This window comes from Rhizobium sp. SG570, from assembly GCF_012275345.1.
In the GTDB taxonomy this organism is placed as follows: Bacteria; Pseudomonadota; Alphaproteobacteria; order Rhizobiales; family Rhizobiaceae; genus Rhizobium; species Rhizobium lusitanum.
In genome coordinates, this window is record NZ_JAAZQI010000001.1 from 416,225 (window position 1) to 440,413 (window position 24,189).

22 protein-coding genes are annotated in these 24,189 nt (G+C 61.7%); 13 read left to right on the forward strand and 9 right to left on the reverse strand.

Annotated elements, in window-relative coordinates; all coding sequences use genetic code 11:
• Positions 1-174 precede the first annotated feature (174 nt).
• The 3 genes from FHT28_RS02010 to FHT28_RS02020 all read left to right on the forward strand — a co-directional run bounded on the left by FHT28_RS02010 (position 175) and on the right by FHT28_RS02020 (position 4,887).
• Complete coding sequence (locus FHT28_RS02010; protein WP_348644851.1) at positions 175-1,128, forward strand: NAD(P)-dependent oxidoreductase; 954 nt, start codon at positions 175-177, stop codon at positions 1,126-1,128.
• Between the two features lie 7 nt (positions 1,129-1,135).
• The gene (locus FHT28_RS02015) at positions 1,136-2,920 is read left to right on the forward strand and encodes an IlvD/Edd family dehydratase (protein WP_047562916.1); all 1,785 of its coding nucleotides are present in this window, start codon (positions 1,136-1,138) and stop codon (positions 2,918-2,920) included.
• Positions 2,921-3,054: 134 nt separating this feature from the next.
• Positions 3,055-4,887, forward strand: a complete 1,833-nt coding sequence (locus FHT28_RS02020) for a GGDEF domain-containing phosphodiesterase (protein WP_168595456.1) — start codon at positions 3,055-3,057, stop codon at positions 4,885-4,887.
• Here FHT28_RS02020 and FHT28_RS02025 read toward each other — a convergent pair.
• Positions 4,850-5,872, reverse strand: a complete 1,023-nt coding sequence (locus FHT28_RS02025; protein ID WP_168595599.1) for a YeiH family protein — start codon at positions 5,870-5,872, stop codon at positions 4,850-4,852. The two genes, FHT28_RS02020 and FHT28_RS02025, sit on opposite strands and share 38 nt — an antisense overlap.
• A gap of 115 nt (positions 5,873-5,987) precedes the next feature.
• On the opposite strand from FHT28_RS02025, the gene FHT28_RS02030 reads away from it, so the two are divergent.
• Positions 5,988-6,869 (forward strand): LysR substrate-binding domain-containing protein, encoded by an 882-nt coding sequence (locus tag FHT28_RS02030; RefSeq protein ID WP_168595457.1) that lies wholly within the window; start codon positions 5,988-5,990, stop codon positions 6,867-6,869.
• A 4-nt stretch (positions 6,870-6,873) separates the two neighbouring features.
• On the opposite strand, the gene FHT28_RS02035 is transcribed toward FHT28_RS02030, so the two are convergent.
• The gene (locus tag FHT28_RS02035) at positions 6,874-7,683 is read right to left on the reverse strand and encodes a DeoR/GlpR family DNA-binding transcription regulator (protein ID WP_037195293.1); all 810 of its coding nucleotides are present in this window, start codon (positions 7,681-7,683) and stop codon (positions 6,874-6,876) included.
• A gap of 314 nt (positions 7,684-7,997) precedes the next feature.
• Here FHT28_RS02035 and FHT28_RS02040 point away from each other — a divergent pair, with 314 nt between their 5' ends.
• Positions 7,998-8,876 carry a choline kinase family protein gene (locus FHT28_RS02040; RefSeq protein ID WP_092573329.1) on the forward strand — a complete coding sequence of 293 codons (879 nt, stop codon included), beginning with the start codon at positions 7,998-8,000 and terminating at the stop codon, positions 8,874-8,876.
• A gap of 9 nt (positions 8,877-8,885) precedes the next feature.
• A complete protein-coding gene (locus tag FHT28_RS02045; protein ID WP_168595458.1) occupies positions 8,886-11,333 on the forward strand; it encodes an FAD-dependent oxidoreductase in 2,448 nt (815 codons plus the stop codon).
• Positions 11,334-11,414: 81 nt separating this feature from the next.
• Here the strand turns inward: FHT28_RS02045 and FHT28_RS02050 are convergent, their stop codons facing one another.
• Positions 11,415-12,671: an MFS transporter gene (locus FHT28_RS02050; protein ID WP_246704783.1), complete on the reverse strand. Its 1,257-nt coding sequence runs from the start codon at positions 12,669-12,671 to the stop codon at positions 11,415-11,417.
• Positions 12,672-12,928: 257 nt separating this feature from the next.
• Here FHT28_RS02050 and FHT28_RS02055 point away from each other — a divergent pair, with 257 nt between their 5' ends.
• From FHT28_RS02055 to FHT28_RS02070, 4 genes are all read left to right on the forward strand, one after another.
• Entirely contained in the window at positions 12,929-13,804 is an 876-nt protein-coding gene (locus tag FHT28_RS02055) for a LysR substrate-binding domain-containing protein (RefSeq protein WP_037195282.1), read from the forward strand.
• Between the two features lie 122 nt (positions 13,805-13,926).
• Complete coding sequence (gene ung / locus FHT28_RS02060; protein ID WP_047562366.1) at positions 13,927-14,628, forward strand: uracil-DNA glycosylase; 702 nt, start codon at positions 13,927-13,929, stop codon at positions 14,626-14,628.
• A gap of 143 nt (positions 14,629-14,771) precedes the next feature.
• Positions 14,772-15,704 (forward strand): VOC family protein, encoded by a 933-nt coding sequence (locus FHT28_RS02065; RefSeq protein ID WP_168595459.1) that lies wholly within the window; start codon positions 14,772-14,774, stop codon positions 15,702-15,704.
• A gap of 13 nt (positions 15,705-15,717) precedes the next feature.
• Complete coding sequence (locus FHT28_RS02070; protein ID WP_168595460.1) at positions 15,718-16,329, forward strand: alpha/beta hydrolase; 612 nt, start codon at positions 15,718-15,720, stop codon at positions 16,327-16,329.
• Between the two features lie 33 nt (positions 16,330-16,362).
• On the opposite strand, the gene FHT28_RS02075 is transcribed toward FHT28_RS02070, so the two are convergent.
• Entirely contained in the window at positions 16,363-16,788 is a 426-nt protein-coding gene (locus tag FHT28_RS02075; RefSeq protein ID WP_168595461.1) for a hypothetical protein, read from the reverse strand.
• A 244-nt stretch (positions 16,789-17,032) separates the two neighbouring features.
• Here FHT28_RS02075 and FHT28_RS02080 point away from each other — a divergent pair, with 244 nt between their 5' ends.
• The 3 genes from FHT28_RS02080 (at position 17,033) to FHT28_RS02090 (ending at position 19,178) form a co-directional block, all read left to right on the forward strand.
• Positions 17,033-17,932: a DMT family transporter gene (locus tag FHT28_RS02080; RefSeq protein WP_210255354.1), complete on the forward strand. Its 900-nt coding sequence runs from the start codon at positions 17,033-17,035 to the stop codon at positions 17,930-17,932.
• Between the two features lie 61 nt (positions 17,933-17,993).
• Positions 17,994-18,383 carry a RidA family protein gene (locus FHT28_RS02085; RefSeq protein ID WP_037195272.1) on the forward strand — a complete coding sequence of 130 codons (390 nt, stop codon included), beginning with the start codon at positions 17,994-17,996 and terminating at the stop codon, positions 18,381-18,383.
• A gap of 66 nt (positions 18,384-18,449) precedes the next feature.
• Positions 18,450-19,178: a class I SAM-dependent methyltransferase gene (locus FHT28_RS02090; protein ID WP_168595462.1), complete on the forward strand. Its 729-nt coding sequence runs from the start codon at positions 18,450-18,452 to the stop codon at positions 19,176-19,178.
• 10 nt (positions 19,179-19,188) lie between these two features.
• Here the strand turns inward: FHT28_RS02090 and FHT28_RS02095 are convergent, their stop codons facing one another.
• From FHT28_RS02095 to FHT28_RS02115, 5 genes are read right to left on the reverse strand one after another with little or no spacing between them, the layout of a single operon-like run.
• Complete coding sequence (locus FHT28_RS02095) at positions 19,189-19,770, reverse strand: NAD(P)H-dependent oxidoreductase (RefSeq protein WP_037195268.1); 582 nt, start codon at positions 19,768-19,770, stop codon at positions 19,189-19,191.
• Positions 19,767-21,176, reverse strand: a complete 1,410-nt coding sequence (locus FHT28_RS02100; RefSeq protein WP_168595463.1) for an FAD-binding oxidoreductase — start codon at positions 21,174-21,176, stop codon at positions 19,767-19,769. Before FHT28_RS02100 ends, FHT28_RS02095 begins: the two co-directional genes overlap by 4 nt.
• Position 21,177: 1 nt before the next feature.
• A complete protein-coding gene (locus FHT28_RS02105; protein WP_168595464.1) occupies positions 21,178-22,491 on the reverse strand; it encodes a cytosine deaminase in 1,314 nt (437 codons plus the stop codon).
• Positions 22,491-23,357: an ABC transporter permease gene (locus FHT28_RS02110; RefSeq protein ID WP_168595465.1), complete on the reverse strand. Its 867-nt coding sequence runs from the start codon at positions 23,355-23,357 to the stop codon at positions 22,491-22,493. The genes FHT28_RS02105 and FHT28_RS02110 overlap by 1 nt, the downstream gene beginning before the upstream one ends.
• On the reverse strand, positions 23,357-24,181 hold the full coding sequence (locus FHT28_RS02115) for an ABC transporter ATP-binding protein (RefSeq protein ID WP_047562381.1): 825 nt from the start codon (positions 24,179-24,181) through the stop codon (positions 23,357-23,359). The genes FHT28_RS02110 and FHT28_RS02115 overlap by 1 nt, the downstream gene beginning before the upstream one ends.
• Positions 24,182-24,189 lie beyond the last annotated feature (8 nt).

The window sequence follows — 24,189 nt, forward strand, 5'->3', positions numbered from 1 at the left end:
CTTCGATCATCTGATTTTTTGAAGAATTTGCCGTATGCGCGCCGATTTCTTTTGCATGCGGGCACCATAGGTTTATCAAGCTCTTGGATGAGTTGATTGACGTGCGTCGGGCAAGAGGAGTTGCTCTTGACGCTCGAGGCTCGAGGAGGATTGCGTGCATGACGTCCTTGCCGAATCGATCGGCATAATCGGTGGCCGCGCGATGGCGGGGCCGGCACAAATTTATGTCGGAGGGCGCTTGCCATGAGCGGCAGAAAGATCGCTTTTCTCGGAACGGGTCTGATGGGAGCGCCGATGGCGCGGCGGCTGCTGGCCGCCGGCTTTCCGGTCACCGTCTGGAATCGCGACCGTAGCAAGGCCGATCCCTTGGCGGATGATGGCGCCACCCTCGCCGCCACTGCCGCCGAGGCGGCGCGGGGTGCATCGGTGCTCTTTACCATGCTGACGAATGGCGGCGCCGTCAGCGAAGTCCTGTTCGGCAGCGGGGTGGCCGACGCGCTGGAGCCAGGTGCCGTTGTCATCGACAACAGCTCGATATCGCCGGCGGTCGCGCGTGAACACGCATTCAAGCTTGCCGAACGCGGCATTCGGCATATCGATGCGCCGGTCTCCGGCGGTGTGGCAGGCGCTATGGCCGGAACTTTGGCCATCATGGCCGGTGGCGATGCCGATATCATAGACAGCGTTCGCGATGTGATGGCACCGCTCGGTCGCGTGACTCGCGTCGGGCCAAGCGGCACCGGCCAGCTTGCCAAGCTCGGCAATCAGCAGATCGTCGCGGTGACCATCGGTGCCGTCGCGGAAGCGATGTTGCTGGTCGAAGCCGGTGGTGGATCGCGCGAGGCGTTCCGTGCCGCCATTCGCGGTGGTTTTGCTGAAAGCAGAATCCTGGACCTGCACGGTCAGCGCATGATCGAGCGTAATTTCGAGCCGGGCGGAACGGCCCGCAATCAGCTGAAGGATCTCGATACGGTTCTTGCTGCCGCGCAAAGCCTGTCGCTTCACCTGCCGCTGACTGAAATCGTCAGGACCGAATTTGCCGAATTCGTTGAAAATGGCGGCGGCGAACAGGATCACAGCGGTTTGCTGCAGCATTTGGAAGACAAGAATGCCCGAGGAAAGGCTTGAGGAAAAGATGAGCGATAAGGGTGCATCCAGGCGTCGCCTGCGTTCCCAGGATTGGTTCGACAATCCGGATCACATCGATATGACCGCGCTCTATCTGGAGCGCTTCATGAATTACGGCATCACGCCGGAAGAGCTGCGTTCGGGCAAGCCGATCATCGGCATCGCCCAGAGCGGCAGCGATCTCACTCCCTGCAACCGCCATCATCTCGATCTTGCCAAGCGCGTGCGCGACGGCATTCGCGACGCGGGCGGCATTCCGATCGAATTTCCGACCCATCCGATCTTCGAGAACTGCAAGCGCCCAACGGCCGCGCTCGACCGCAATCTCGCCTATCTCGGCCTCGTCGAGGTGCTCTACGGCTATCCGCTCGACGGGGTTGTGCTGACGACCGGCTGCGACAAGACCACGCCGTCGGCGCTGATGGCGGCCTCCACCGTGAATATTCCGGCGATCGTGCTGTCAGGCGGGCCGATGCTGGATGGCTGGCACGATGGCGAGCTTGCGGGGTCCGGCACGGTGATCTGGCGTTCGCGCCGCAAGCTGGCGGCCGGAGAGATCGACGAAGAGGAATTCATGGAGGCGTCACTCGCCTCTGCTCCTTCGGTGGGTCACTGCAATACGATGGGAACGGCCTCGACCATGAATGCGATGGCCGAGGCGCTCGGCATGTCGCTTACCGGCTGCGCGGCCATTCCCGGCGCCTATCGCGAGCGCGGTCAGATGGCCTACCGCACCGGGCGGCGCGCCGTCGAACTGGTACTCGAGGACATCAAGCCGTCCGACGTGCTGACGCGGCAGGCCTTCCTGAATGCCATCCGGGTCAATTCCGCCATCGGCGGATCGACCAATGCGCAGCCGCATTTGGCCGCGATGGCCAAGCATGCCGGCGTCGAGCTCTATCCCGACGACTGGCAGGTGCATGGTTTCGACATTCCGCTTCTGGCCAATGTGCAGCCTGCGGGTGCCTATCTCGGCGAACGCTTCCACCGTGCCGGCGGCGTACCCGCCGTGATGTGGGAGCTGCTGCAGGCCGGCAAGCTCGATGGCGACTGTCCGACGGTGACCGGCAGGACGATGACAGAGAATCTGAAGGGGCGCGAAGCGACGGATCGAGAGGTTATCCGCCCCTTCGCGGCGCCGTTGAAAGAGCGGGCCGGCTTCCTCGTGCTGAAGGGCAATCTCTTCGATTTCGCCATCATGAAGATGAGCGTCATATCGGAAGACTTCCGCCTTCGTTATCTGCAGGAGCCGGGCCAAGAAGGCGTGTTCGAGGGCAAGGCGGTGGTCTTCGACGGATCCGAGGACTATCACAGGCGCATCAACGACGCCGATCTCGGCATCGACGAGAGAACCATCCTCGTCATCCGTGGTGCCGGGCCGATCGGCTGGCCGGGATCGGCCGAAGTGGTCAACATGCAGCCGCCGGACGCGCTTCTGAAGCGCGGCATCCGCAGCCTGCCCACAATTGGCGACGGGCGTCAGTCGGGCACGGCCGACAGCCCCTCGATCCTCAACGCTTCGCCGGAGAGTGCGGCGGGTGGAGGGCTTGCCTGGTTGCGGACCGGCGATATCATTCGTATCGATTTCAATCACGGGCGCTGCGACATGCTGGTGGACGAAACGGAAATCGAGCGTCGAAAGGGCGATGGCATCCCGGCCGTCCCGCCCGACGCAACGCCATGGCAGCGCATCTATCGCCGCTCCGTGACGCAGCTGTCCGATGGTGCCGTGCTCGAGGGCGCGGCCGATTTCCGCAACATCGCGGCCAATCCGCCGCGGCACAATCATTAGCTAAGGATATCGAGGGAAATCGCAGACTAGGTCACGACACGCGCGCGGGCATTAAAGTTCGTGTAAGGGAGTAGTGCAAATATATCAGTTGCATGTGCGTAATCTCTCAATGTGTCCCAAGGGGGTGAAGCCGGTTGGCAGAGGCGGCGTCAGGGCGAACAGAGGAAGAGTTCCAGGACCTTTTGAGAAGGCTGGAGCTTGCGCTGGAGGCGTCTCAAATCGGTGTCTGGCAGCACAATATCAAGGATGAGGAACTGCTCTGGGATCCCCAGATGCACAAGCTCTACGGGACCGGTCGCCAGGATCGCAAGGTATCATCCGATGTCTGGCTGAAAGCCCTGCACCCCGAAGACGTTGAGGAGGCGCTTAGCGACTTTCAGGCCGCCCTTGGCGAAAGGGGTTTCTATAACTCGCAGTTTCGCGTCGTCCTGCCGGGCGGAGAGGTGCGGCATCTGCGCTCACGCGCTCATTTCTATGAAGGTCCCGATGGTGCGCCGTCCTTCATCGGTGCGGAATGGGATGTCACCGCCGACGTCCTGCTCAATCGCGAGCTCAGCAGCCAGAAGGCCATCGCCGAAGCGCGCGCGGTGGCGCTCGAGCAAAGCCGCGCGCGTATCGAGCATGCCGCCGATCATGATTATCTGACCGGCCTTCCCAATCGACGTTATTTCGACCGGCGGCTGGCCGAATTGCGCAAGGATAATGCCGGGCAGACATTGGCCGTGCTCCATATCGATCTCGACGGCTTCAAGGAGATCAACGACAAATGGGGCCATGCGGCCGGGGATGCGACCCTGCAGAGCGCGGCCGCGCGTATCTCCGGCGCGATCACCGCCAACGACATTGTGGCCCGTGTCGGCGGCGACGAATTCGTCGCTGTTTTGGCCAATGTCGGCAGTGCCGAAAAGCTGGAAGCCATTGCGGACGATATTCTCTCGCGATTGCGGCGCGAAGTGCGCTTCGGCAATGAAATGCTGCGGATCGGCGCATCCGTTGGCGTGGCCTCAAGCCGGGCTGACCGCGCGGGCAATCTGCTGGCGGAATCCGACGTGGCGCTTTTCCAGGCCAAGAAGCTCGGGCGCAATCGGGTCGAATTCTTCACGCCGCAGCTCCAGTCCGATCTGCACACGGAACGTCAGCTGGCCGACGAGTTGCGGTTGGCGCCTGTGCTGCGTCAGATCGAGCCTTTCTATCAGATCCAGGTGGATGCGCGCAGCCGCCACATCGTCGGGCTGGAGGCGCTGGCACGCTGGCGGCATCCGGAAAAGGGACTGTTGAACCCGGCAGCGTTCCTCAAGGTTGCAGACGAATATGGGCTGACGGCCGAGATCGATGCCGCTGTGTTGAAGCGCGCGCTTGCCGATCGCGCCGCCTGGGTTTCGCAAGGTATCGCGCCGCCGCGCATTGCCGTCAACATTTCCGGACGCCGGCTTGCCGACCCCAATTTGATCGAGGGGTTGCAGGCGCTCGAGATACCGCGCCAGGCCATCGCCTTCGAACTGGTGGAAACCATTTTCCTCGACGATCCCGATGACAGGGTGCTGGCCAATATCGATGCGATCAAGGAGATGGGGATCGATATTGAAATCGACGATTTCGGATCGGGTCATGCTTCGCTGATCGGTCTGGTCAAGCTGAAGCCGAAGCGGCTGAAGATCGACCGGCAGCTGGTGACGGCGATAACCGTGTCAGACGAGCAGCGCCGCCTCGTCGGCTCGATCGTCGAAATCGCCCGGACATTGAATGTCGAGGTTATCGCCGAGGGTGTCGAGACCGAAGAGCATGCGTGCATTCTGGCAGAGGTCGGCTGCGATGAACTTCAGGGTTACGCCATCGGCTATCCTTCTTCGGAGAGCGATACCGCCGCTTTGCTGAAATCGGCCCGCACATCGGGCAAGAACCGATCCTCGGCTGGTGGCGGCGGGCGGACTACTGGATCTGCAAGGCGACGATCAGAGCGTAGCTGATGGCGCCCAGCATCAGCAGCGACAATGTGGCCGCTACGATCACGCGGCCGCCGGCATGGGCAACCGAGCGGATATTCACCGACAGCCCGAGTGCCGCCATCGCGATGACAGTCAGGATGCCTGAAACCGATTCCATCGGGGCGATCAGCGCGTCCGGAATGAGGCCGAAGGAGCGCAGTGCCATCAGCCCAAGGAAACCGCAGATGAACCACGGAACCAGCGAGTGATGATGGCCGCTGCGTCCTTTCGCGTCTGTCGTTTCGACCTTGGTGAGGATGCCGAGCAGGAAGATGACCGGTCCCAGCATCAGGACGCGCACGAGCTTGACGAGTGTGCCGGTCTGGACGGCGAGAAGGCCGGCCGGGGCCGTGGCGGCAAGCACCTGGGGTACGGCGTAGACGGTGAGCCCGGCCAATGTGCCGTATTGCGGTACGCTCATGCCAAGATGAAAATAGAGAAGCGGCAAGAGGAATACAGCCGCAATGCCGAGCACGGCGGTGAATGCCAGGGCTGCCGCGATTTCCTGCGAGTCCGCCTCGATCACGGGGGCTACGGCGACGATGGCCGAATTGCCGCATATCGAGTTGCCGCAGGCGATCAGCGTCGCCAGCTTCGGCGGCAGGCCGAGCAGCCGCCCGATGAGATAGGTGGCCGCGATCGAAAGGACGACGACGATGGCGATGCCGGCAATCAGCCAGACGCCCGCGCCCCGGATCGCCGAAAGGCTGATGGATGCGCCCAGAAGGACGATGGCGATTTCCAGCAGGATCTTGGCGCTGAAATCGATACCTGGCCGCATGGCCGGCTTCAGCGGTTTGATGGTGCAGACGACGATGCCGAGCGCGATGGCAAGCACCAGGCCCTCGATCCACCTGCCACCGAAAATGCCCTCCTCAATGTGCTCGCCGGCATAGGCAAGAAGCGCAACGACGCAAGTGAGTGCAAGGCCGGGAAGTATCTGGTTTGCGCGCTGAGCATAGGACATGTCGTACTGCCGTTCGTTATTCCGATTGAGTGACGGCTGGAAAGTCTCATCTCCCGATGTGGACATCCATCGAATATTATCCTACGTTTCGTTCGATAAATTAGAATGATTTCCCATGACCTTCGAGCAACTTGCCATTTTCGTCGCCGTCGCCGAGCGGGAACATCTGACGCATGCCGCGGAAGCCATTCATCTGACACCCTCGGCTGTCAGTTCGGCGATCAAGAACCTTGAAGCCTATTATGGCGTGGAGCTGTTTGACCGCGTCGGCAGGCGAATCGAGCTCACGGAGACGGGCCGCTCCTTCCTCGGCGAAGCCAAGGCGACGCTGGCCCGCGTGCGCTCGGCCGAACTGATGCTGTCCGAGCTGGGCGGCCTGCAGCGCGGTCAGCTCAGCCTCTATGCCAGTCAGACCATCGCCAGCTACTGGCTGCCGCCGTTGCTGATGCGGTTTCATCGTGACTATCCCGGCATCGAACTGGACCTGACGATCGGCAATACGCGCACCGTCACCGAAGCCGTCATCAATGGCGCGGCCGAGCTCGGTTTCATCGAAGGTGAGGTGGATGCGCCGGCCCTGTCGATGACGATCGTTGCGCAGGATGCGCTGGTCATTGTCGTGCCGCCACACCATCCCTGGGCGGATGGACGGCAGCTGGCCGCGGCCGATCTTGCCAGCGACACATCCTGGGTGATGCGCGAAGAGGGTTCCGGCACCCGATCGGAATTCGAAAACGCGGTTGCCAAGCTTGGCGCTTCGCCGGGTGATCTCAAGGTGGCGCTCGTCCTGCCCTCGAACGAGGCCGTGCTATCAGCCGCTTGCGCGGGACAAAGCGCGGCCGCTATTTCCAGCGCGGCGGCCAGGGCCTATCTCGGGCAGGGTCTGCTGGTTCAGGCCCGCTTCGATATGCCCGTCCGCAGCTTCCGATTGCTGCGTCATAAGGAGCGCCACGCCAGCAAGGCGGCGCTGACGCTGGAAGCCATGTGCAAGGGTTAGCCGCTTACCGCCGCTCCATCCGCTGCCGGTTGGCGATCACCAGTTCGATCTCGTTGCGCTCCAGCATGGCCCGGATGTCCGGCGGCGGCATGTCGTCGGTGACCAGCACGTCATAGGTTGCCGGTTCGTTGAGAACGACCGGCGCGGTGCGGCCGAACTTGGCGCTGTCGGCAACGATGATGCGGTTTTCGGCGCGGCTTGCGGCTTCTCGAGAGTATTCCGCTTCCTCGAGATCGTGCAGCATGAAGCCGGACGTGGCATTGACGGCGCCGACGGACAACACGGCATGACGCACATTGAAGCGCCGCAGGAAATTGGCCGCTTCCATGCCGAAAGTGCCGCCATCGTGACCACGCAGCTCGCCGCCGGCGAAGAAGACGCGGTTGCCATTGCGGGTGGCGAGCGCATGGGCCACAGACACGGCGTTGGTGACGACGAAGAGGTTCTGGTGCTTTTGCAGCGCAACGGCGATGAAAGCCGTGGTGGAGCCGACATCAAGGAAGAGGGTGTCGCCGTCCTTGATCATCGCCGCGACGGACGCGGCTATCATCCGCTTTGCTTCGGCATTCTCGTTCATCCGCAGGTGCAGCGGCGGCTCGATCATGGCGTCCTTGATATGGACGCCGCCATGCACCTTGGTCACGAGGCCATTGGCCTCCAGACTGCGGATGTTGCGGCGAATGGTTTCTTCCGAGACGCCGAGCCGTTCGGCGAGGAATTGAATGCGGCTGGCGCCGCCGGCCAGCCGCAGCTCCTCCAGGATCTCCCGTTCGCGATGATTGGAATGAAGCGGCGGTTGGGAGGTGCCCGGCATGGTCCTGATCCTATTAGGGGTATGATCCCAAAATGTGCGAGCGGCTTGCGGATCGGGCAGTCATGCGACGCCGGAAAGTGGCGTAAAGACGCAAGCTCGATCCATTTGCCTCGCGTGTGAGTTTTTAAGTCAAATCTCACTTACGGTGAAGCGCTCTGTTGCGATATCCATAGCTCATGCGATGGCGTTCCTTTTCGTCAAACCAACAAAAAGCCAAATATTCGTTTCCTTTTGTGGGATGATGCTTGACAAGCCTCCGTTGGTGAGGAACCCTTCCATTATCGAGGATACACGGTCGCAACGTCGGAGGGGGGATGATCGCAACGGCTGAAGACAAGATACAGTCTCTTGGCATTTGGCACGGGCCGATCGATATCGCCCCGCTCGTCGGCGGCATCACCAATCGCAATTATCTGGTCAGCGACAGCGGCCGGCGCTTCGTCGTCAGGCTTGGCTCCGATATTCCCATTCACCATATCAGCCGCGTCCACGAGGTGGCTGCGAGCCGGGCAGCGCATGCGGCCGGTCTTTCGCCGGCCGTCATCCACCATGAGCCCGGCATATTGGTGCTGGATTATATCGATGCAAAGCCGCTCTCTGCCGACGGTGTCCGCGATCCCGCGATGTTGGCGCGCGTCGTGCGTCTCGTCCGTTCCTGCCATCGCGATGTCGCCGGGCATTTTCGCGGGCCGCCCGCGATCTTCTGGGTCTTTCATGTGGTCAGGGATTATGCGGCCGCACTCGATGCCGGCGGTAGCCGGCACAAGCCGTTGCTGCCGTCCTTTCTCGATATAGCGCAACGGCTCGAACAGGCGGCCGGCCCTTTCGACATCGCCTTCGGCCATAACGACCTGCTGGCCGCGAATTTTCTCGATGATGGCAAGCGGCTTTGGCTGATCGACTGGGACTATGCCGGCTTCAACACGCCGCTCTTCGATCTTGGCGGCCTAGCCTCCAACAACGAATTCTCCGAAGCGCAGGAGAGCGTCATGCTGGAAACCTATTTCGAAGCGCCGATAAATGACGATCTGCGCCGGCGCTACCAGGCGATGAAATGCGCTTCGCTCCTGCGCGAGACGATGTGGAGCATGGTTTCGGAAATCCATTCCGATATCGATTTCGACTATTCTTCCTACACAAACGAAAATCTGCGGCGGTTCGAGAGCGCCTGGCAGAGTTTTCGGAATTCTTGAGGTGAAGCAATGAAGGAACTGCCGAACACTGCAAAGACCGTCGTCATCGGCGGCGGCATCATCGGCTGCTCGACGGCCTATCATCTCGGCAAGCTCGGCTTCACCGATACCGTGCTGCTGGAGCGCAAGAAGCTGACGTCGGGCACCACGTTTCACGCCGCCGGCCTTGTCGGCCAGTTGCGCACCAGCGCCAATATCACCCAGATGCTCGGCTACTCCGTCGATCTCTACCAGAAACTGGAGGCCGAGACAGGGCTTGCCACCGGGTGGAAGATGAATGGCGGGTTGCGTCTCGCCTGTAACGAGGAGCGCTGGACAGAGGTCAAGCGGCAGGCGACGACGGCGCAATCCTTCGGCCTGCAGATGCATCTGCTGACGCCCAAGGAGGCTTTCGATCTCTGGCCGTTGATGGATATCGACGATCTCGTCGGCGCCGCCTTCCTGCCGACCGACGGTCAGGCCAATCCTTCCGATATCACCCAGGCGCTGGCGAAAGGCGCTCGCATGAGCGGCGTCTCGATCTTCGAGGATACCGAGGTTCTGGATCTCGAGATCGACAAGGGCCGGATCCGCGCCGTCATTACCGACAGGGGCCGCATCGAATGCGAGCGCGTCGTCGTTTGCGCCGGGCAGTGGACGCGGACGTTTGCTGGCCGCTTCGGCGTCAATGTGCCGCTCGTCTCCGTCGAGCATCAATATCTGATCACCGAGTCCTTCGGCGTGCCCTCCAACCTGCCGACGCTGCGCGACCCGGACAGGCTGACCTACTACAAGGAAGAGGTCGGCGGGCTGGTCATGGGTGGCTATGAGCCCAACCCGATCCCCTGGGCGCTTGATGCTATTCCCAAAGATTTCCACTACACGCTGCTCGACAGCAATTTCGATCATTTCGAGCAGATCATGGAGCAGGCGCTGGTGCGCGTGCCGGCCCTGCAGATGGCCGGCGTCAAGCAGCTGCTCTGCGGCCCCGAGAGCTTTACGCCCGATGGCAACTTCATCCTCGGCGAGGCGCCGGAGCTGAAAAACTTCTTCGTCGGCGCCGGCTTCAACGCCTTCGGCATCGCCTCTGCCGGCGGCGCGGGCATGGCGCTCGCCGAATGGGTGGTAAAGGGCGAGCCGCCCTACGATCTCTGGCCGGTCGATATCCGCCGCTTCGGCCGTCCGCATTTCGACACAGACTGGGTGCGCACGCGCACGCTGGAAGCCTATGGCAAGCACTACACCATGGCCTGGCCCTTCGAGGAGCATTCCAGCGGCCGACCCTGCCGCAAGTCGCCGCTCTATGATCGCCTGAAGGCGCAGGGCGCCTGTTTCGGCGAAAAGCTCGGCTGGGAGCGGCCGAACTGGTTTGCCGATCTCTTTACGGGCGAGGAGCCGAAGGACGTCTACACCTATGGCCGTCAGAACTGGTTCGATGCCGTCGGTCGTGAGCATAAGGCGGTTCGCGAGGCCGCCGTCATCTTCGACCAGACGTCTTTTGCCAAGTTCGTGTTGAAAGGCCGGGATGCTGAGGCGGCGATCTCGTGGATCGCCTCCAACGACGTCGCCAAGCCTGCGGGCGCGCTGACCTATACGCAGATGCTGAACGATCGGGGCGGCATCGAGTGCGATGTCACAATTGGCCGTATTGCCGAGAACGAGTTCTACATCACGACGGGCACCGGCTTCGCCACGCATGATTTCGACTGGATTGCCCGAAATATTCCAGCCGACCTGCATGCCGAACTGGTGGATGTGACCTCCGCCTATTCCGTGTTGTCGCTGATGGGGCCGAAATCGCGCGAGATATTGCAGACTGTCACATCGGACGATGTTTCGAACGCCACTTTCCCCTTTGGCAGGGTGAAGACGATCGGTATTGCCGGCTGCCCGGTGCGGGCGCTGCGCATCACCTATGTCGGCGAACTCGGCTATGAGCTGCATGTGCCTGTGGAATATGCCACCACCGTCTACGATGTGCTGATGGCGGCCGGCCGCGAGCATGGCCTCATCAATGCCGGCTATCGCGCCATCGAAAGCTGCCGGCTGGAAAAGGGCTATCGCGCCTGGGGTTCCGATATCGGGCCGGATCATACGCCGATCGAGGCAGGGCTCGCCTGGGCGGTGAAGACGAAGAAGGATGTCGCATTCCGCGGCCGAGAGGCGATCGAGCGGCAACTGGCATCAGGCGTGAAGAAGATGCTTGCCTGCTTCGTGCCCGACGATCCGCAGACCGTGCTGCTCGGCCGAGAGACGATCTACCGCGACGGCCAGCGCGTCGGCTGGCTGTCGAGCGGCGGCTATGGCTACACGATCGGCAAGGCCATCGGCTATGGCTATGTCCGTGACCCCGGCGGGGTGACGGAGGATTTCGTGCTTTCCGGCCGCTATGAGCTAGATGTCGCGCAGCAGCGCGTGCCATGCCAGGTGTCGCTGAAACCGCTTTATGATCCGCAGATGGTGCGGATCAAGGGGTGATTGCGGAGGGGAGGCGGTTGAGAGACAGGATCCAAGGGAACTGTGTCGTAAGCGCTGTCAGCCTGCTCCGAGACTATGACATCAGGTTTCAGCCCTTTGTGTTGTGTGGTCCATTCGGCGATGTAGCAGCAGAAGGCCAAGAAGCGTGCAGAAGGCAAAGATTGAGATCACAAAGGCCAGCCATAGGGCGGCATGAGGACCGGCAGATGTCATGATGGCGGTGAACGCCGGTGGAGCGACGGCAAAGGAGAGATTGAGCGGCACGGCCAGCTGTGCCGATGCGCGAGCATAGGCGCCGGCGGGGAAAATCTGGAGCGGCAGCGTCGCTCGGGTGACGGCGGTGATACCACTGGCAATTCCATAAAGCGTGGCGAAAAGCATGGCGCCGATGAAATTGTTGGTTAGGAGAAGAACGATGAAGCTCAGCGGAAGCAGGGCAGAGGCGGCAACACCGGTGACGAAGCCTGACCATCGCCGGCCGCCTAGGACGTCGATCATGCGCCCCGCCCATCGAGCAATACCGATGAAGGCTGCGGCCGCGAGCGCACTGGCGTGATCGAGCCCCGCAGCCTCGAACAGAATGATGATGGTGAGGGCAAATCCCCAGGTTACGAAGCCGTTGGCGGCAAAGCTTGCGGCCAGCAGGACGAACCTCGGCCTGTCGATGGAAGCAGGCTCGGTCGTCGCCTTCGCAGCCGATTTTTCCGTGGGGCGGTGCGCAAGCATGGTCCAATGCAGTGGCATGCAGACAAGGAGCATGAGGGCGGCATAGACCAGCGTCGTCGTGCGCCATCCCCATTGAGCTTGCAGAAGGCCTGTCAGCGGCCAGACGATGGTTGATGTCAGCCCACCGGCAAGTATCAGCACGCCGAGCGCCTGGCGCGCTTTCTCGCCGGCGATCTCGGTCGCCGCGATCTGCGCCGGTGTCGTTAACATGCTGGCACCGGCGAGCCCGAGAATGATCCACGACAGGACATAGGGTGCCGGACCATTGGCCAAGCCCATGACCAGCAGACCGGCTGCGCCCAGAAGCGACCCCCAAACCATAATCGGGCGGGCGCCGTGCCGCTCTAAGATGGCGCTCAGCGGCCAGGACGCCATGGCCATCACGACAAGCATCACTGTGGGTCCCGCCATGACCATGGGCAGGGCCATGCCCAGTTCGCCGGCCATGGCAGGTCCTGTGACAGCGGGCAACCAGAACGTAGCGCCCCAACCAATGAGCTGGGTCAGCGACAGGGCGGCAACGGCCCGGGCTGTGGGCGAGCGGAACGGCATCCCTGCAACTGGCGCGGAAAGCGCGATCAAATCGCGGCCGTGATGTCGAAGGGGAGTCATTAAAGACCTCTGAGTGCGAGTAGCTTTTGTTTCTGTCAAGGAAACGACGAAGGACCGATGCTTCCGTCAGCAGACTTTGTCGATGTGAGGCCTAAAGAAAATAATGCTGCCCCAGCGACCACCCATGCGACGGCTTTGGTATCTGTGTGATCGGCGTGAGCACATCGCATTTTCTTGGGAGCCTTTTCGCCTTCGCTTGTGCTAGATTTTCGCGTGATGCTCAAACGAGGAATTTGAGGGGAGCCTGAGGAAAATTCATGCAGGAAAAGCATCGCGTCTCTCTCAACGCCATCAGGGTATTTGCAATCGTGGCGCGCACCGGAAGTCTGACGGCCGCGGGCGCTGAACTCGGTGTTACCTCCGGCGCGGTAAGCCACCAACTCAAAAAACTCGAAGACGAGCTTGGGGTGGGCTTCTTCCGCCGAGGAAATAACACCATTTCACTGACCGACGTGGGACGGCGGTTCTATGAGGAGGTCGCGCCGGCGATCGGACTCATCGAGCGTTCGGCCGATGCCCTTTATCGCGACGAAAATGAAATCAGCGTCCACGCGACGACGTCGCTTGCGCTGCGTTGGCTCATCCCGTCACTGGATCGTTTTCGCGCCCTCTGCCCACAGGTCCGCGTTCGGGTGGAAACGAGTTCTGCGCGAGGTTTTCCAACCGTCCCGGACTCTGACGTCAGCATCCGTCATTTCCGGATAGGGGAGGCGGCCGAGGGATGGGAGTTCCTTGCTCGCGACCTGCGCCGCCCGGTTGTTTCTCCGAGCCTGCTGGCAAGGGATGCCAGTCAGGAGATTGCCGTTCCGGACATACCGGCTCTTCAATGCTGTGTGGGAAACTGGGACTGGAAGCTCTGGTGCGAGACGTTTGATATTTCGCCAGCAGACCTTTCTCTCGCCCATGCATTCGACACGGACGACGCTGCTCTTCATGCCTGTGTTGCCGGTCTTGGGATGTTACTCGCACCGACAATTCTGACAGGCAGGGAAACGAAGTCGGGCGCGTTGGTGACGCTACCCGGATATGAGCCAGTGGAGACCGGAACATATCGTTACCAGCGCCGCTCGGAATCGAGAGCAGTCCGGCAATTCTGCGGCTGGATGGATACCGAAATGCGGAACCTCGAATGAAAGGCTTCCGTGCATGCGCCCTGAAAACTGTGATCTCCCCGCCGCGACATCCGCCATTTTCTTGACACGCCCTCGCTTTCATCCTCAATCGGCATGCTGACAACAGACGGAGGCGAGAGACGATGGCGGAAGCGGGTATCAAGCTGGAGGAAAGCTGGAAAGAGGCGCTGTCTCCGGAATTCGAAAGCCCCTACATGCAGCAGCTCAAATCCTTTCTTGTCGAGGAGAAGCAGCGTGGCAAGGTGATCTTTCCGCGCGGCAGCGAGTATTTCCGGGCGCTGGATCTGACGCCGCTCGATGAGGTGCAGGTCGTCATTCTCGGGCAGGACCCCTATCACGGCAGCGGTCAGGCGCATGGGCTCTGCTTCAGCGTTCGCCCCGGCGTGCGCATTCCGCCGTCGCTTGTCAATATCTACAAGGAGCTCGAGACCGATCTCGGCATTCCGCCAGCGCGGCACGGCTTTCTGGAAAGCTGGGCGAAGCAGGGCGTGCTGCTGCTCAACAGCGTGCTGACGGTCGAGGAATCGCAGGCCGCCTCGCATCAGGGCAAGGGCTGGGAGCGCTTTACCGATGCCGTGATCCGCAAGGTCAACGACGAATGCGATGGCGTCGTCTTCATGCTCTGGGGCTCCTATGCACAGAAGAAGGCCGCCTTTGTCGATACCGAACGCCATCTGGTGCTGAAGGCAGCCCACCCATCGCCGCTGTCTGCCCATAACGGTTTCCTCGGTTGCCGGCATTTTTCCAAGGCCAATGCCTATCTGGCTGAGAATGGTCGAGAGCCGATCGATTGGGCGCTGCCGAGCAATCCGGGCAATAGCTAAGCTCATATTGAACGACCTCTATCCGTCGTTCAACAATTGAAGACAATCCGTTTGGCACTTGGGGGCTATCGAAACAGGGCTTCCCGGACCATCTTCTGCCCATGAGAAACGCCTGCCGTCGCAGGCGAGACAAGGGGTTAGAGATGCTCAATCAGATCAAAGGTCTTCACCACGTTACTTCGATGGCTGGAGACGCCCGGACCAACAACAAGTTCTTCACCGATACGCTCGGCCTGCGCCGCGTCAAGAAAACGGTCAATTTCGATGCGCCCGATGTCTATCACCTCTACTATGGTGACGAGACCGGCGCGCCCGGCACGATCATGACCTACTTTCCGTTCCCGAAGATGGCACAGGGTCGCCCGGGCACCGGCGAAGTCGGCAACACCGTCTTCTCCGTTCCGGAAGGTGCGATCGGCTACTGGACCGACCGGCTGGGCAAGCAGGGTGTCGAAGGCTTGAAAGCCGACGAATCCTTCGGTCAGAAGCGCCTGCATTTCGCCGGCCCGGATGGCGATGGCTTCGCTCTCGTCGAAGTCAAGGATGACAACCGTCAGCCCTGGACGCATGGCGGTGTCGATGCCGAGCATGCCATCAGGGGTTTCCATTCCGTCGCCATGCGGCTGCGGGACGAGGGCGCCACGGCCGAACTGTTGAAATATATGGGTTACGAGGTGGTCGATACGCATGAGGGCGTCAAGCGTCTCGCCATGCCTGGCGGCAACGGTGCCGACTATGTCGACCTTGAAACCATGCCGAATATCAACCGTGCGCTTCCGGGCGCGGGTTCCGTCCACCACGTCGCCTTTGCCGTCGAGAACCGCGCAAAGCAGCTTGAGGTGCGCAAGGCGCTGATGGATACGGGGTACCAGGTCACGCCTGTTATCGACCGCGACTACTTCTGGGCGATCTATTTCCGCACGCCGGGCGGCGTGCTGTTCGAAGTCGCCACCAACGAACCCGGCTTCAACCGTGACGAGGATACGGCCCATCTCGGCGAGGCACTGAAACTGCCTGAGCAGCATGCGCATCTGCGCGCCTTGATCGAGCAGCACCTCGAACCGCTGGAAGGCTAATTGGGAGAGGATCATGACGGATACGACCTATGTGCACCGGCTGAAGGCCGGTGCACCCGGAAAACCCATTCTTTTCACCTTTCACGGCACTGGCGGTGACGAGAATCAGTTCTTCGATTTCGGTGCCCGCTTGCTGCCCGAGGCGACCATCGTGTCGCCGCGCGGCGATGTCTCGGAACATGGTGCGGCGCGCTTCTTCCGCCGGACGGGCGAGGGTGTCTACGATATGGCGGACCTTGCTCGGGCAACGGACAAGATGGCGGCCTATGTCTCGGGCCTTGCGGCCGAATACGGCGCGTCGCAGGTGCTTGGTCTCGGTTTCTCCAACGGGGCCAATATCCTCGCCACCGTGCTGATCGAGCATGGCGATCTTTTCGACGCGGCCGTGCTCATGCATCCGCTGATCCCGTTCCAGCCGAAGGATAATGCCCGGCTGGAGGGCAGGCGTGTGCTGATCACCGCAGGCGAGCGGGATCCGATCTCGCCTGCGCCCGTAACCAAGGCTCTGGCCGATTATTTCGCGCGGCAGGAGGCTGAGACGACGCTCGAATGGCATCCCGGCGGCCACGACATCAGGCCGAACGAGATCGAGGCGATCCGCGTCTTCCTCACGCCTTACGCGTGAGTTTGAATGAGATCCCGGCCGCTCTGCGGCCGGCTATTTTCCGATCAGGCGCAGCATTGCCTTCGCCTGGGATGCGGCCGCAAGTTTTCCGTTCTCGTCGATATAATCGGTTCCACAGAAACGGTCGAGATTCATCGCATCGGTGCTGTCGGCCTCAGCATGTCTCGCATCGGCAATGACGATGCGCCAGGCGCAGCCAAGCATCTTGTCGGGCTGAATTGCCTCATCGCAGCCGGTACTCAGGCACAATGCGACATGTTTCTGGGCTCGATATCCGCCCGCAATGGCCTCGTCATAGTCGGCCTTCCACGTATCGCGCGTGTATTGGCAACGGGCCGGATTGCTGCTCTGGCTGCATTGCACCGTCGTATCGACATAGGTTTGCGCCGGCGGCCAAAGAGGACCATCGGCCAGGCTGACGCAGCCGCATGCGAACAAGGTGGCTGACAGCAAGCGCAATTGATTCTCCCTGAACCGAAACCCATGCGGACCGTAAAGCGGCAGAGAATATCTGCAAGATGAATGTGATCCGGTCCGTGTTCAAGACGACATCGACCATCCGCCACTCAACTGACGGGATCTGGCGTGGCCTTCCTGCAACCCTCACAATCTTCCGGCATCCGCGACATGGAGCGGCGCAAGCTTTGCTTGTGGGTATCATCGCCGCTCGCTAATGATCTGCCGCTAAGGGACGGGGGAGTTGATGGTGACGCTGGCGGAACAGCAGCAATACAGGCTGGGCGTGACCTATGTGGCGCTTTCGGCGCTGGCCTGGTCGACCTCCGGTCTCTTCGTGCGGGCGATCCATGCGGACTTCATGACCATCCTCTTCTGTCGTGGAATAGTCTCAGGCCTGGGCGTATTCACGCTGTTTTTCTACATTGAACGCCGCAACGCCTGGCGCATCCTGCGCTCTATGCGCGGCCCTTCGCTGGCGGCGACGATCTTTTCCACGGCGTCCATGATAAGCGGTATCGGCTCGATCTATTATACCTCGGTTGCCGATGCCATGGTCATCTACGCGACCGTGCCCTTTGTTACCGCGGGCGTTGCCTTTCTCTTCATCGGCGAGCGTCCGAACATGCGGACGCTGGTTGCCAGCGGCATCGCCTTTATCGGCGTCCTCGTCATGCTTTCGGGACATGCGAGCGACGGGGGCAGCTGGCTCGGCAAGGTTCTCGCGGGCGTCATGACGCTGACGGTCGCCGGTCTCGCCGTTGTCATGCGTCAGCATCGCAATGTGCCGATGCTGCCGGCCATGGCTTTGTCGGCCTGGCTGTGCTCCTTCATTACCTTCTGGTTCGCTTCGCCGCTTGCGCTGTCGGGACAGGATCTCGGCCTGATCATCGCTTTCGGCATCATTCAGAATGCAATGGGCCTCAGCCTTTACACATTCGGCTCGCGGCTGGTTCCGGCCTCGGATGCCGCCCTGCTGACGGCGCTCGAAGTGCCGCTGACGCCGCTCTGGGTCTGGATGGCCTTTGCCGAGCGCCCGTCGACGGCGACGTTGATCGGCGGACCGATCGTGCTGGCTGCACTCTTCGGTCATATCCTGTTGGAGGTCCGTCGAAATCGGGTGGTTACTTCAGCACAAGCGCATTGAACGGCTTGTCGGCTTGGCCTCAAAATGCTGAAATCGGTCCGATCACGAGGAATCGCTATCGATGAAGAAGGTATTCAACCCACCGTCTGTCCGACGCCCCTTCGGCAATTACAATCACGGCCTGCTGGTGCCGCCGGGCGCCAGTCTTCTTGTCACATCCGGCCAGCTCGGCATCGGCCTCGATGACCGAATCCCGCATGACGTTACCTCTCAGGCCGAGATGTGTTTCCAGGCAATCAAGGCCATTCTCGACGATGCAGGCATGAGCTTCGCCGACGTCATCCGCATCGCCGGTTTCGTCACCACACGCGAGGACTTCCCCGCCTATATGGCCGTGCGTGACCGCTATACGCTGGATCCGAAGCCGGTTTCGACGCTGCTGATCGTCGGCGGGTTTACCCGATCGGAGTTTCTGGTAGAGGTCGAGGTCACGGCAGCGAAGGTGATGTAACCTCAGCGCTTCCGGCTCCGGTGTTGGCGCTGTCGGATCGAACCTGCCGATCTTCAGGAGACTGGCGTGACCCAGAATATCTACGACGATCCAGGCTTTTTCGAAGGTTATAGCCGGCTTCAGCGTTCGGTCGACGGGCTGGCTGGAGCTGCGGAGTGGCCGGCTATCCGCGCCTTGCTGCCGGATCTGCATAGCCTCGATGTCGTCGATCTCGGTTGCGGCTTCGGATGGTTCTGCCGATGGGCGGCCGAGCACGGCGCCGCCGGCGTGCTGGGGCTCGATGTGTCGGACAACATGCTTGCGCGTGCCCGCGCCGAGACGACGGATGCCCGCATTCGCTACGACAAGGCGGATCTGGAAAGGCTGCAGCTTCCGGCCGGCGGCTTCGATCTCGTCTACAGCTCGCTCGCCTTCCACTATATCAAGGATTTCGCCGGGCTTCTGATCAATATCCGCCAGGCGTTGAAGCCGGGCGGACGGCTGATCTTTTCCATCGAACATCCGATCTACATGGCGCCGCGGCAGCCGGAATGGCTGGTCGGCGCGGATGGCGGCAAGGTCTGGCCGCTGAATGCCTATCAGATCGAGGGGCCGAGGGTGACGAACTGGCTCGCCGAAGGCGTTGTCAAGCAGCATCGCACCATGGGCACGACGCTCAACCTGCTGATAAAGTCGGGCTTCACTATTGCGCATGTCGAGGAGTGGTCGCCGAGCGATGCGGAACTTGCCTTGCATCCGGAGTGGGCGATCGAGCGCGAGCGGCCGATGTTCCTGCTGATCTCGACCCGGACCTGAGGCTGGAGCGTCAGAACCGCCCCATTTCCTGCTTCACCTTTTCAAGGAACCGCCCTCTCGTCTCGTCGGTCGAGCGGTTCATGTCGTAGTGGGCGAGGAAGACGACCGGGGCAAAGGGCTTGATCTGCGCCCGCAGGACACGCTTGACGATCTTCTTCGGCGGATTGCCGGCGATGAAGGCGCGGAAGGGATCGGCGCCATAGGTGAGCACCGCGCCGAGCTTGCGGATATGCTGCAGCTTGGAGCGCACCTTGCCGTCGACGAGCTCGAAGGAGACGCCGGGGAGCCAGACGCGGTCGAAATAGCCTTTCAGAATGGCCGGAAAGCCGAAGTTCCAGACCGGCGTGACGATGACAAGCGCTTCTGCGCGCTCCAGCCGTTCGACGTAGGGCTTCACCACCTCGGTATTGTCGGGATAGTCGTGATAGATCATGCGATCGCGGCGAGACAGCACGGGATCGAAGCCCTCGGCATAGAGGTTGCAGTCATCGACGTCGTGGCCGGCGGTCTTCAGGCTCTCGATGGTTTGCCGGTGCAGCGCCGCACCGAAGCTTTCCTCCACCGGATGCGAATGAAGGACGAGAACCTTCATGAGGCCTCCATCAGCGCCGCAAGGCCGGGGAAGAGGTAGTTCTTGCCTGACTTGAAGTCGAAATTCGGATCGTCCCAGGCGATCATCTTGCCGGGGTTGAGCAGGCCTTTCGGGTCGGTTTCCCGCTTGAAGGCGAGCTGGACGGCGTCCGTCTGCTTCATACCGCCTTCCTCCAGCGTATAGCGGTGCGGATTGAAGATCGGGCAGCCGTGATCCTGATGGATCTTGATGATCTCCTCGAGCCGGGCTTCGGAGGTGTAGCGCACCAGCGGCAGACCGGAGCACTGGATCTGGCCGTCGAACTTGATGAATTCGAGATGGCCGGGCACCTCGTCACCGAAGATTTCCACCATCTTCTGCACCTTGGCGACATGGTCCGGTCCCGGATACTGCACCTGCAGGTAGGTGATCGACGGATCGACCTTGATGGCGCGTAGCGTCGTATGGTTCCAGGCGAGTTCATAGGCGTGCGGGATGCCCTTCATGCTCTCCACCTTGTCGGAGCGGAAGGTGATCTCACCCTTCTGCTGGCTGGCGAAGGCGACGAAGGGATCCATCGAATGCGGCGCGATCATCAACGCCACGACCGACTGTCCCTCGCGGATATAGGGCTTGTGGCGGGTGAAGTATTCGTGCGGGATGGGTGCTGCGATCGGTGCGATTTCCTTGACCAGTATGCCGTTGCACTTGGCGAGAGCATCGGAGAAGCGCACGGCAGACATGAAGTCGTCATAGCCGACCAGCACGTCCACCCAGTCATAGGCGGGCGCCAGCGGCATTTCGATCTCGGTGATGATGCCGTTGGTGCCATAGGCATGGCTGACCTTGGTCAAATCCCAACCGGTCAGGTCGAGAACGCGCGGTTCTGCTTCCATGGTGACGACGCGCAGGCGCAGGATATTGCCGAGATCGCGTAGCCCGCCCCAGGTGATGGAGCCGACGCCGCCGGAGCCGCCGGCGATGAAGCCGCCGATCGTCGCCGTCTGTGCGGTCGAGGGGTGGAAGCGCAGCTCTTGGCCGGAATGGGCCTTGGTCTGGCGGTCGAGTTCGGCAATGACGATGCCGGGTTCGCAGATGACGCGGCCGGGATGGATCTCCCTGACCTTGTTCATGGCCGCAAGGTTGAGCACGATGCCGCCGGAGAGCGGCATAGCCTGGCCGTAATTGCCGGTGCCGGCGCCGCGCGGCGTTACGGGCACGTCATGCGCATAGGCGACCTTCAGCGTGCGGATCACCTCTTCCTCGGTCTTCGGCGTGACGACGAGGTCGGCGGTGACATTGTCGAGCTGCGCTTTCAGGATCGGCGAATACCAATAGAAGTCGCGGCTCTTCTGGCGCACGAGCGCCGGATTGTCTTCGACGGCGATGCCTTCGAGTTCCTTCTTGATGCGCTGATAATCCGGCATTTTACGCTCCAATGACGCTGTCGAGTTCACGATAGTCCGGCAGGCTCCGGTCGATCACCTTGCCCTTGCGAAGGACGACGCGGTCGGACTGTGGGCGGGAGAGGAATTCGCTCCAGCGCCGGGCGCTGAAGAGGACGAGGTCGGCAGGACCGCCGACGGCGACGCGGCCGATATCTGGGCGGCCGAGGATGCTGGCGGGAGAGGTCGTCACCACGCGAGCGGCCGTATCCAGCGGATGGTCGAGATGCAGGATGCGCACGGCTTCCCGGAAGACCTCAACAGGGTCGAGATCGCCATAGGCATAGAAGGGATCGCGGGTATTGTCGGAGGAGACGGCTGTGGGTACGCCGGCTGCGGCAAGCTCGTGCAGCAGGGTGACGCCACGCCAGCGCGGTGTGCGACCCACATGGCGGTCCTGGAGATACATGTTGCACATCGGCAGGGAGACGATGGAAATCCCGGCCTTGGCGACGAGATCGATGGTGGCGCGGGCCACATCCTCGTCCTGGCGGGCAAGCGAGCAGCAATGCCCGGCGGTGACCTTGCCGGTGAAGCCATTGCGGAGCACGGCTTCGGCAATCGCCTTCAGCGTCAGCACCTCTCTGTCCTCTGTCTCGTCGACATGCAGATCGATGTCGAGGCCGTTGTCGGCAGAGGCGCGGATCAACTTGTCGAGCTGCGCATCGATGTCCGGGTTCATCTGCGTGACGCCACCCATCAGGCCGCCCGCATCGCGCACGACGCCGAGCAGATCCGCGAAGAAGGCATCGTCCACCATGCTGTCGAGCGGAAAGAGGGCGACGGCCTGCAGCGCGATCCTGTCTTTCCAGGCCTCGCGGACCGACGTGAAAACCTCGAAGGAAATGCGGTGCTGAGGCGCCAGCGAATCCAGGTGGGTGCGGATCAGGCCGGTGCCGTGGGCGTAGGCTGAGCGCAGCGAGAATTCCATGCGCTTGCGCACATCGTCGGCCGACCAGTTGGCTTCCCGGTCGGAGCGCACGGCATCGAGCGCGCCCATGAAGCTGCCGTCCGGATTGGAGCGTCGCTCCCATATATGGCCCTTGTCGAGATGGGTGTGCATATCGACGAAGGTCGGCCAGATCATGCCTTCCTTCATATCGACCTTGGCATATTCAGCCGGCGCGGTGCCGGCCGGCAGGATATCCTTGATCAGGCCATCGGCGACGACGATATCGGCCCTGACGAGCCCTTCGCTGGCGGGTGCGCGAAAGCCGGACAGCGTCACGGCGGGAACGGTGGCGTTGCTCAGCACGAAGCGGGCGGCATTCGGCGGCGACATGAAGGCGTGGGACATCAGTTCTCCCGCTTGAGGCTGCTCTCATGCCAGCGATGCAGGCTCAGCCATGAGATGAAGGAGGTGAAGGCGAAGATGGCGACGCCGAGCGCCGACAACAGCAGCAAGGCTGCAAAGAGGCGCGGCATGTTCTGGCGGTATTGCGCTTCGAGCAGGCGAAAAGCCAGGCCGGAATTGGGACCGCCGGAGCCGGCGGCAAATTCCGCGACGACGGATGCGATGAGCGACAGGCCGCCGCCGATCCGGAGCCCGGTCATGAAATAAGGCTGGGCGGCCGGCAGCTTCAGATGCAGCAAGGCCTGCCAGCGCGAGGCCCCATAGAGATCGAAGAGATTGAGCAGATTGTGATCGACGCTCTTCAGCCCTTGCACCATGTTGGACAGGATCGGGAAGAAGGCGACTAGGAAGCCGCAGATCAGCAGCGCCGACTCGCGGGTCGGCGCGTAGATCAGGATCAGCGGCGCGATCGCCACGATCGGCGTGACCTGCAGGATGACCGCCAGCGGATAGAAGGCGAGCTCGATCCAGCGCGACTGCACGAGGAAGACCGCAAAGCCGACGCCGCCGATGAGCGCCAGCACCAGCGATATGAAGGTGATCTGGGTGGTCACCCACAATGCCGGCCACAGGATGCCCCAGTCGGAGATGAGCGCCTTGGCGACGGCGATCGGGCTCGGCAGGATATATTGCGGGATGTCGGCGCCGACGACGAGGAGCTGCCAGAGGGCGACCAAGACGACGACGGTCAGCACTGGCACGGTGACGCCGAGGAGGCGCCCAGCGTTCCTTTTCCCGATTGCCGGCGCAGGCGGTGCCTCGGAGGCGTTGGTGGAAAGATCGGCGGGCAGGCTGGTGCTGTCGCTCATCAATGGGCCTCCGGCCAGCCGATGGCCTCGATCAGGGAGAGGGAGACTTTCTCGCAAACCTGCCGGTACTCTTCCGATGACCTGTAGAGAGGGTCGCGCTCGCCGCTGGTCACCAGTGGGAAATCCGTGTGGACACGGCCTGGACGGGCCTTCATGACGACGATGCGGTTGGAGAGATAGGCGGATTCATAAACGGAGTGGGTGACGAAGATGACGGTGATACCCGTTGTCTGCCAGAGGCGCAGGACGTCATCATTGAGCTTCTGGCGGGTGATTTCGTCGAGCGCAGCAAAGGGTTCGTCCATCAGCAGCAGCTTCGGCTTGGTGATCAGAGCGCGGGCGATCGAGACACGCATTTTCATGCCGCCGGATAATTCGCGCGGATAGGCCTCGGCGAAATCCTGAAGGCCGACCGTCGCCAAAGTCTCCATGATCTGCTCATACGCCGCCGCCTTCGAAACCCCCCGCAGCTTCAAGGGCAGATGGACATTGCCGAAGACCGTTTTCCAGGGGAGAAGCGTCGGTTCCTGGAAAACGAAGCTGATATCGCCGTCCGGAAGACCCTTGGCGTTGATGCGCGAACTCGGCCAGTCGATCCTGCCGCCTGAGGCGCCGCCGAGGCCGGCGATAATGCGCAACGCCGTCGACTTGCCGCAACCGGAGGGGCCGAGCAGGCTGATGAACTCGCCGCTCTCCACGTTGATCGACATGCCGGAAAGCGCCAGCGTGCCGTTGGAGAAGACTTTGGAGACCTGCTCCATGACAACAAGCGGCCGCTTGCGGGTCTCTGGTTTGGTAATCGTAGTGGCTTCAGACAGGGTCATGGTTCGGC

Coding starts and splice junctions, on each gene's coding strand:
- FHT28_RS02015 (WP_047562916.1), top strand. CDS start 1,136: ATGAGCGATAAGGGTGCATCCAGGCGTCGCCTGCGTTCCCAGGATTGG.
- FHT28_RS02070 (WP_168595460.1), top strand. CDS start 15,718: ATGACGGATACGACCTATGTGCACCGGCTGAAGGCCGGTGCACCCGGA.
- FHT28_RS02065 (WP_168595459.1), top strand. CDS start 14,772: ATGCTCAATCAGATCAAAGGTCTTCACCACGTTACTTCGATGGCTGGA.
- FHT28_RS02095 (WP_037195268.1), bottom strand. CDS start 19,770: ATGAAGGTTCTCGTCCTTCATTCGCATCCGGTGGAGGAAAGCTTCGGT.
- FHT28_RS02080 (WP_210255354.1), top strand. CDS start 17,033: ATGGTGACGCTGGCGGAACAGCAGCAATACAGGCTGGGCGTGACCTAT.
- FHT28_RS02115 (WP_047562381.1), bottom strand. CDS start 24,181: ATGACCCTGTCTGAAGCCACTACGATTACCAAACCAGAGACCCGCAAG.
- FHT28_RS02105 (WP_168595464.1), bottom strand. CDS start 22,491: ATGTCCCACGCCTTCATGTCGCCGCCGAATGCCGCCCGCTTCGTGCTG.
- FHT28_RS02045 (WP_168595458.1), top strand. CDS start 8,886: ATGAAGGAACTGCCGAACACTGCAAAGACCGTCGTCATCGGCGGCGGC.
- FHT28_RS02030 (WP_168595457.1), top strand. CDS start 5,988: ATGACCTTCGAGCAACTTGCCATTTTCGTCGCCGTCGCCGAGCGGGAA.
- FHT28_RS02040 (WP_092573329.1), top strand. CDS start 7,998: ATGATCGCAACGGCTGAAGACAAGATACAGTCTCTTGGCATTTGGCAC.
- FHT28_RS02025 (WP_168595599.1), bottom strand. CDS start 5,872: ATGTCCTATGCTCAGCGCGCAAACCAGATACTTCCCGGCCTTGCACTC.
- FHT28_RS02110 (WP_168595465.1), bottom strand. CDS start 23,357: ATGAGCGACAGCACCAGCCTGCCCGCCGATCTTTCCACCAACGCCTCC.
- FHT28_RS02050 (WP_246704783.1), bottom strand. CDS start 12,671: ATGACTCCCCTTCGACATCACGGCCGCGATTTGATCGCGCTTTCCGCG.
- FHT28_RS02100 (WP_168595463.1), bottom strand. CDS start 21,176: ATGCCGGATTATCAGCGCATCAAGAAGGAACTCGAAGGCATCGCCGTC.
- ung (WP_047562366.1), top strand. CDS start 13,927: ATGGCGGAAGCGGGTATCAAGCTGGAGGAAAGCTGGAAAGAGGCGCTG.
- FHT28_RS02035 (WP_037195293.1), bottom strand. CDS start 7,683: ATGCCGGGCACCTCCCAACCGCCGCTTCATTCCAATCATCGCGAACGG.
- FHT28_RS02085 (WP_037195272.1), top strand. CDS start 17,994: ATGAAGAAGGTATTCAACCCACCGTCTGTCCGACGCCCCTTCGGCAAT.
- FHT28_RS02055 (WP_037195282.1), top strand. CDS start 12,929: ATGCAGGAAAAGCATCGCGTCTCTCTCAACGCCATCAGGGTATTTGCA.